General features: G+C 60.1%; 6 protein-coding genes. 4 read left to right on the top strand and 2 right to left on the bottom strand.

What is annotated here, in order from left to right; all coding sequences use genetic code 11:
• The coding region (locus NW837_RS09055; RefSeq protein ID WP_414330841.1) for a hypothetical protein at positions 1-224 on the top strand (224 nt) is incomplete at its 5' end.
• Positions 225-287: 63 nt separating this feature from the next.
• On the opposite strand, the gene NW837_RS09060 is transcribed toward NW837_RS09055, so the two are convergent.
• Together NW837_RS09060 and NW837_RS09065 are read right to left on the bottom strand one after the other, a co-directional pair.
• Positions 288-2,426, bottom strand: a complete 2,139-nt coding sequence (locus tag NW837_RS09060) for an FAD-dependent oxidoreductase (RefSeq protein WP_414330843.1) — start codon at positions 2,424-2,426, stop codon at positions 288-290.
• 32 nt (positions 2,427-2,458) lie between these two features.
• Positions 2,459-3,223 carry a molybdenum cofactor guanylyltransferase gene (locus NW837_RS09065; RefSeq protein ID WP_414330845.1) on the bottom strand — a complete coding sequence of 255 codons (765 nt, stop codon included), beginning with the start codon at positions 3,221-3,223 and terminating at the stop codon, positions 2,459-2,461.
• Positions 3,224-3,244: 21 nt separating this feature from the next.
• On the opposite strand from NW837_RS09065, the gene NW837_RS09070 reads away from it, so the two are divergent.
• The 3 genes from NW837_RS09070 to NW837_RS09080 all read left to right on the top strand — a co-directional run bounded on the left by NW837_RS09070 (position 3,245) and on the right by NW837_RS09080 (position 7,628).
• Positions 3,245-3,529 carry a DUF2103 domain-containing protein gene (locus NW837_RS09070; protein ID WP_011432039.1) on the top strand — a complete coding sequence of 95 codons (285 nt, stop codon included), beginning with the start codon at positions 3,245-3,247 and terminating at the stop codon, positions 3,527-3,529.
• A 108-nt stretch (positions 3,530-3,637) separates the two neighbouring features.
• Positions 3,638-5,080 carry a TIGR03279 family radical SAM protein gene (locus tag NW837_RS09075; protein WP_414330847.1) on the top strand — a complete coding sequence of 481 codons (1,443 nt, stop codon included), beginning with the start codon at positions 3,638-3,640 and terminating at the stop codon, positions 5,078-5,080.
• A 4-nt stretch (positions 5,081-5,084) separates the two neighbouring features.
• Entirely contained in the window at positions 5,085-7,628 is a 2,544-nt protein-coding gene (locus NW837_RS09080) for a UPF0182 family protein (protein ID WP_414330849.1), read from the top strand.
• Positions 7,629-7,735 lie beyond the last annotated feature (107 nt).

A 7,735-nucleotide genomic window follows, 5' to 3' on the forward strand; every position in this document is an offset into this window, starting at 1 on the left:
TCCCTCACCCCCAGCCCCTCTCCCAAAGGGAGAGGGGAGTTAGGAAGCAATACAACAGAAATCTTTCAGTTCTGTTTAAAATGACTATAAACCTGCTTGTTTTAAACCTCGTTGGGGTCAAGCCTCGGAAACACGATTTTTGTATCCCCCAGTTTGTGAACAGGCTGTATTGTCACCTGCCTTTTCTGCAGACATTGAAGCAGACATTGAAGATTGTGACTTGAGGCAAGCAATAGCACAGGCATCAAAAAACTGGCGTGGCCGCATTCTCCGACCGCGCCACCAGCTCAAGCCCTCTCCTCTACCCAAGTCGGTATTGCGTCTTGGGTCTTTTCTTGAGTGGGGGGGAGTTGAAACTGGATGCGCGGCTGCCCTACCCCATACGTGAGGGTGTAGCTCCACTGCAGGCAGCGCAGCCACAGGCGGGGGTAACGCGCTTCTAGCCAGGGCTGCAGGCGACGCAGCAGATTTGGAAGCCAGCCCCTGAACAAAGCAGAGGTCAAGGCCAGGCCGGTATAGCTGAAGTAGGTGGGCAGCCACTGGGCAAAGCCTTTGGCCCCTACGGCCTCCCAGATCCACAGCAGCAGCCGTGGGTTTTGCAGGGCAGCTTTGATGGCCATGCGGTTAAAGGCCAGCCAGCCAGCCCGGTCTTTGATGAAATCGTCCACCACCTCCGGCGGCTCGGTGGCGAGAATGCCGAAAAAGCTGTTGAGAGTGGCATTGATGCGCTCGGGGGGCAGCACCTTGCCGGTGGGCACCATCATCCCCCGCGAGAAGAGCCAGGTGACGGCCGAGTTGCCCTGGTAGGCCCGGATCTGGGCTAAGTCCGCCGCCCTGAGCAGGTCGTGGCGCAGCGCCGTATCCAGCAGATCGCACAGGCGGGGGCAATTGCGCACCAGGGATCCAAAGCCGGTAAAGCTAAGGGGCGATTGCATAGCCGCCGCATCCCCTATGAGCAGTATCCGGTCAAAGGGTTCCGAAGACTCCGCCCCGCTGCCGCGAACAGGGTGCCGGGGCTGGCCAAATCGTCCGGGGATATAGCCGAAGGTCGCTTTTTTCCACTGCAAGCGCTCTGGGTCGCAGCGGCGGTATTCCGGCAGAATAGTGAAAAAATCTTCGTACAGTTCCAGCAGGGATCCGGGGTTTTCTGGATGCACCTGGTGGTAGTGGAACAGGTAGAAGGTGAGATCTTCGCCTGGCCCGGGGAACAGCTCCCAAATGAGTTGCCGACCGCGGCTGATGTCCCCATGGCTGGCCAGAATGTCCCCAAATTGGGGATCCCATACCCCTGGCTCAAACCCCCCCGCAATGGTAGCCCCCACCGTGGGGCAGACGCTATCAAAAGCCCGATGGCGGTAGAGCTGCTGGGCAATGGGAGAGACTGTTCCCATAGCATCCACCACAAGGCGGGATCCCAGCCGAAACTCCTCGCCGGTGGGCAAATCCTTCAAAACCAGCGTGACGCCTTGTTCGCCAACATAGGCCCGCTGAAACTCGGTGCGCTCGTAGATAGCTCCCCCGCAGGAAGTGAGAATTTGGCCACAGAGCTGCAATAGCTTTTCCGCGTCAATGGCCAGATTGAGTACCGTCGGCGTGTGCAAAACGGGAGCGCGAACCGGGCTATTGCCGTCAAAAAACTTGTTGAACCCATCCGTGTATTCCCGCAGGATCAAGCTCTCCATCTGCTCGGCGCTCAAAAGGCCCAAATCCACCAGGGTTTGCAGCTCCCGCCGGGAGATGTTCCACTCGCGGTTCATGCGGCCAAAAGGGAGTCGCTCCACCAAGGCCACGCGGTAGCCCAAGCGAGCCATGGCCGCTCCATAGATGGCTCCCAGCGCTCCTCCCACGATGGCCAGATCCCACTCCACTGGGGCCGGCTCAGGGCCAGGCTGGCGAAACAAGACCGGCTGAGCAGGGCGGTGGGCTGCGTGGCAATGTTGCACTTCTTCCCGCCAGCGCTTTTCCCACCAGTACACCCGCTGCAGGTCAAATTCTCCATTGGGGATCCGCCGAAAATACTTCACCGTTTGCGGGTAGAAAGGCTCAAGCTGATCAAAGATGGATCCCCGGTTCAGGTCGATCTGGGGCAACTGCGGGTAGCGGTGGGGAAATTGGCTTTGAATGGCCTGTTCCAGCTCTCCCAGCCAGCGAGCTTGGCGGGGGAAGGGCTGTTCCGACCACTGGAACACCTTGAGATAGGTAGTGTTCAGCCCCGACCACAAGAAAAGGGCCAGCTCAGCGCCGGATCCCTGTAGGCGCAAGCCTGTGGGGGTGAGAACCTTCTGGCTGCCCTGCGGCAGAGGGGTACACTCCTGTAGCCAGCGCAGCACTTGGGCACTATCGGGGCAAGGGATCTCGCGGTAGTAAAGGGAAGTAAGCACGGCGCCGAGATAAGAAACCGAGCAAATCTTTACCCATTGTGACATGAGGGGATCCCTCCCTTTGCCGATCCCAGGGATCACCCCCTACCCAGTTGTTCCCCGAGCTGCAGATCTGCAGGGGTGTTGCAATTGGTGAGCATCCTCTCAAGGGACTCCGTCCCGCTGTCGGGAACGGTCAGGGGCAGGATGGCTGTTGGCACCTGGGACAACCAGCCCTGAAAGGATCTTCCTCCTGCCTGCAAGAAACTCTCCAGAGAACCTAGCTGCGCCAGGCGATAGAAGCCACACAGGGGCTCCCAGCCCCGCTGACTTTTGGGCAGGGCGGCCACCGTCTGAGGGGGCAGGGTGGCAAGGCGCTGTCGCCAATCCCCAAGAACCTGCTCCTGCAAGCAGGGCAGATCGCAGGCCAGCAGCAGGATCCACTCCGGGGGAGCAGCCAAGGTTTGTAGCCGCCGGATCCCCTCTTGAAAGGCCAGCAGCGGGCCTCGGTGTTGCTCCGCAATGCTGTCCCGACCACGTGGGTCTTGCCCGACCAGGGGGGGAACGTTTTCCCGCCAGAGATGCCAACCGGGATCCACCACCGGCGCATAGCGCTCCGGCCAGGGGGTGAGGATGTAAACCGCGTCGGCGCAGGCTGCTGCCACCTGAGCCACCCGTCGCAGCAGGGGGATCCCATCCCAAAGCACCAAGGCTTTGTCGGATCCCATGCGGCGGCTGTTGCCCCCGGCCAAGATCAGAGCCACGACCGCAGGCAGGGAATCTTCAGACATCTTGGGCATGCGGCTTTTCCACAGGGTTGCCGAGCACCAGGTATGGGTGGGGGAATAGGATAGGGATCCCATCCTCTCCTCACTCTAGCCGCTATGTCTGAGCCCTCTGGTCGTCTGGTTTGGAACCACTCCACCCACATCTCAGGGTTGATCCCTGTTTTGGAACGCCTGACCCGGCAGGCGGGCATTAAAACCGTGACGCCGGGCGCTCTGTCCTGCAGCCGTGGGCGGATCCCCCAGTTGCAGTTGCGGGTTTCGGTGCCGATCCGGGGCGGGTACAAGCTGGTGGCCCGCAAGGGAAGCAGCGTGCAAGAGGTGTTTGTGGTAACGGATCTCAGCCAAACCGAGCTAGAGGCGGCTATTCTCCGCTGTTTGTAGTCAACTGTTTGTAGTCAACCGAGCCTCGTTATTGCTCCGCAACGCTGTCCCGACCCAGAACTTCGTCCTGCTGGGGCAAATGGCACATCAGTTGAGGATGAGTTAGCTATGTCTCGTGCTAGTCTCAAGCCCGCCCGTATCAGCGCTGTTTTACCCGGATCCCTGGCAGCAGAAGTGGGCATCCAACCTGGAGAGGCCCTGGTCAGCATCAACGGCGAACGCCCCCGCGATCTCATCGACTACCGCTTCCTGATCGCTGAGGAGTGTGTAAGCCTGGAGATCTTGAATAGCCAAGGGATCCCGCGCACAGTTGAGCTGGAGAAGGGAATCGACGAGGATCTGGGGCTAGAGTTTGAGACAGCCCTGTTCGATGGCCTGATCCAGTGCGCCAACGCTTGCCCCTTTTGCTTCATCGACCAACAACCTCCGGAAATGCGGGCAACGCTGCACCTCAAGGACGACGACTACCGCCTCAGCTTTCTCTACGGCAGCTACCTCACCCTCACCAACTTGCCTGCTGCCGAATGGGAGCGCATCGCTCGCCTGCGCCTTTCTCCCCTCTACGTGTCAGTGCATGCTACCGACCCGGAGCTGCGCAGCCGCTTGCTCAAAAACCCGCGGGCTGGCCTGATTTTGGAGCAGTTGGCCTGGTTTCGCCAGCATCGCTTGCAACTGCACGCACAGGTGGTGGTCTGCCCAGGCTGGAACGATGGGGATCACCTCACCCGCACACTCCTCGATTTGGCCGCCTTTCGCCGGCCCGTAGACGGGATCCCCACCGTCCTCTCGGCAGCAGTGGTGCCGGTGGGGTTGACGCGCTTTCGCCCCCCTGGTGATGAGCTGGTTCCTGTCGATGCGGCCAAGGCCCGAGAAGTGATCCAGCAGGTGGAAACTTTGCAGGTCGGGTTTCGGCAAACATTGGGATCCACCTTTGCCTGGCTGGCCGATGAGTGGTATCTGCTGGCGGGGTGGGAACTGCCCCCGGAAGAGCACTATGAAGATTACCCCCAACTGGGGAATGGCGTGGGATCCCTGCGGCTTTTCCTCAGCCAGTTCGAGCAGCTCAAACTGCCGCCTGAGCTCCCTTCTCCCCTCAAGGTTCTGTGGGTGGTGGGCAATGCCGTAGAGCAAGCCTTCCAGCCTGTGGTGGAGCAGATGAACCGCATCCGCGGGCTGCAGTTGGATCTTTTGCCTATTGCCAGCCGATTTTGGGGCCAAACCCTGACGGTGACCGGGCTGCTGACGGGGCAGGATATCTTGGATGCCCTGAAGTCTGTGGAAAACTTGGCGGACTATGATGGGCTATTGCTACCCCAGATCGCCCTCAAGGACGGGGAGCGCTTTTTGGACGATCTGACCTGGCAAGAGGTGCAGGCCCAGGTGGGGATCCCGGTGGTGCGGGTGGACGGCGGGCCGGCAGGCTTGGTGCAGGCGGTGCAACAGCTAGAACAGGGCTATGCCTACGGCACCCTGTGTTGTTCCGCAACGCTCGGGCGAAGGGAAACTGCACCGCTGACGCGACCAAGAACAGCTTTGAGCCGAGGATCCTGAGGCGATGCAGAGGTTGCGGCGAGGATTGTTTCTGCTGCTGGGGGTGGGGCTGGGGATCCTGGCCATCACGGCTTTGGCCTCTTTCTATGTAGATCTGGCTTGGTTTGCCGAGCTGCATGCTCTGCCGGTGCTGTGGACGCGGGTGATTGCCCGCTGGGGGCTGGGCCTGGGCGCTTTCCTCTTTGCCCTGGCGGTGACGGGATCCAACATCTGCTCCTGCTGGCGGGGGGCAACCTTGACCGGGGCCTGGGCGATTGCCACAGGTTTGAGTGTTTTCTTTGCTTGGTCTCTTTCCAATCACTGGTTCACGCTGTTGCTCTGGCTGAACCAGGGGCCCGTCGGGGAGTCGGATCCCATTTTCAACCGCGATCTCAGTTTTTTTCTCTTCAGCCTGCCTTTCTGGGAGACGGTGCAGCATTGGTGCTTCAACCTGGTGCTGCTCACCTTGGTTACCGTTGTCCTCATCTACTTGGTGGAGCTGGGGCTTTCCGAGCAACGGCTGACCTTGGCCCTCTCTCTCTATGCCCAGCGGCACTTGCTGATCTTGGGGGGATCCCTGTTTCTCATTCGGGCTTGGGGCCATTGGCTGGATCGCTACGAGCTGCTCTATTCCACCCGCGGCGTTGTGTTTGGGGCCGGTTTTGCCGATGTGCATGCAACTCTGCCGGCCACGACCTTGATGAGCGGGGTGGCAGGCCTGACGGCGGTGGGATTCTGGGCTTTGGCCCGCCAGGGGATCCGCCTCAACCTTCCTTTCCTCAAGTCCTGGTGCCCTTCCTGGGCCAGCTCTCTCCTGGCGCCGGCCATCCTCTGGGGGGCCTACCTGGGGTTTGGGCTGCTAACCACCCAACTTTATCCCCAACTGGTGCAGACCTTCTTGGTCACCCCCAACGAGCTGGAGCTGGAGCGCCCCTACATCGAGGACAACATCCGTTTTACCCGTGCTGGCTTTGGCCTGGCCGATGTCGAAGTCCAACCCTTCCCGGAAGGGGGAGCCCTCACCTGGGAGATCCTGCAGCAGAATCAATCCACCCTGAGCAACGTGCGCCTCTGGGATGCGGATCCCCTATTGGCCACCTACCGCCAACTGCAAGAAATCCGCCCCTACTACCAATTTCCCTATGTGAATGTGGATCGCTACCGCATTGGGGGAGAATTGCGCCAAGTTATGCATGCCGCCCGCGAGCTGGACTTTGCCCAGGTACCCCCCGCCGCCCAAACCTGGGTTAACCGGCGGTTTTTCTACACCCACGGCTATGGCCTCACCCTCAGCCCGGTGAATGTGGTGACCCCTGAAGGCCTGCCGGATTTTTTCCTATCGGATATCCCGCCGCGGGTTTCTCCCCGCTACCCTGAGGTGGCCTCCGTCTTGCGGGTGGAGCAGCCGGCCCTCTACTATGGCGAGCTGACCACCACCGATGTTTTCGTGGGCGCTGAGGCGCGGGAGTTGGACTACCCTGCAGCAGAGCGCTATGTGTACAGCAGCTATCAGGGCAGCGGTGGCGTGCCCATTCCCCACCTCTGGCAGCGGTTTCTCTACGCCTGGCATTTTGGCGATCTGCGCATCCTTCTCAGCCGCGAGCTATCTTCTGCCACCCGCTTTCTCTATCGCCGCCAAATCCGCGAGCGCATCCGTCGGGTGATGCCCTTTTTACTCTACGACCGGGATCCCTACCTGGTCATTCAAGGCGGCAAGCTCTACTGGTTTTTCGATGCCTATACCACCAGCAGCCGCTACCCCTACTCGGAGCACCTGCCCGGCTTTCCCTTCAACTACATCCGCAACTCGGTCAAGGCGGTGATGGACGCCTACAACGGCAGCATCGATTGGTACATTGCCGACCCTCGGGATCCCCTCATCCAAGCCTACGCCCGCATCTACCCCACCCTCTTCAAGCCTCTGGAGGCAATGCCGGAGCCGCTGCGGCAACACATCCGCTATCCCCAAGACCTCTTCCGCCTGCAAGCGCAGCAGTTTGCCACCTACCACATGACGGATCCCCGCCTCTTCTACAACCGCGAGGATCAATGGCAGATCCCCGGCCAGTTCCGCAATCGACGGCGCATTCCCATGCAGCCGCAGTATCTCATTCTCACCTTGCCGAGGGATCCCCAAGGGGTTGCAAACCACACTCCTGAGTTCGTCCTCCTCTCCCCCTATGCCCCTGTTAACAAGCAGAACATGGTGGCTTGGATAGCGGCCCGCTGCGACGGGGAAAACTACGGCAAGCTCCTGGTGTACGAGTTTTCCAAGCAACGGCTCATCTATGGCCCGGAACAGGTGGAAGCACGGGTCAATCAGGATCCCTTAATCTCCGAGCAAATTTCCCTCTGGAACCAGCATGGGTCGCGGGTGAACCTGGGCACGCTGCTGGTCATTCCTATCGAGACTTCTTTGCTCTATGTTCAGCCCCTTTACATCGAAGCAGAACAGGGCCGCTTGCCTCAGCTCACCCGGGTGATCGCTGCCTACGAAGACCGGGTGGTGATGGAACCGACTCTCGGCCAGGCCTTAGAAGCCCTCTTTCTGCCGAGGGGCAGCCGATAGAGAAAGGGATCCCCTCCTCATTTTTGAGGCAGGTAGTTGACGAAACTTAACGGATGTTTTAAGTTTAGGTTGTCAATCTTCGCGCTTCCTTAGGGAAGTTTGTCCTC

The organism is Synechococcus sp. R6-10 (assembly GCF_047461815.1).
Taxonomy (GTDB): domain Bacteria; phylum Cyanobacteriota; class Cyanobacteriia; order Thermostichales; family Thermostichaceae; genus Thermostichus.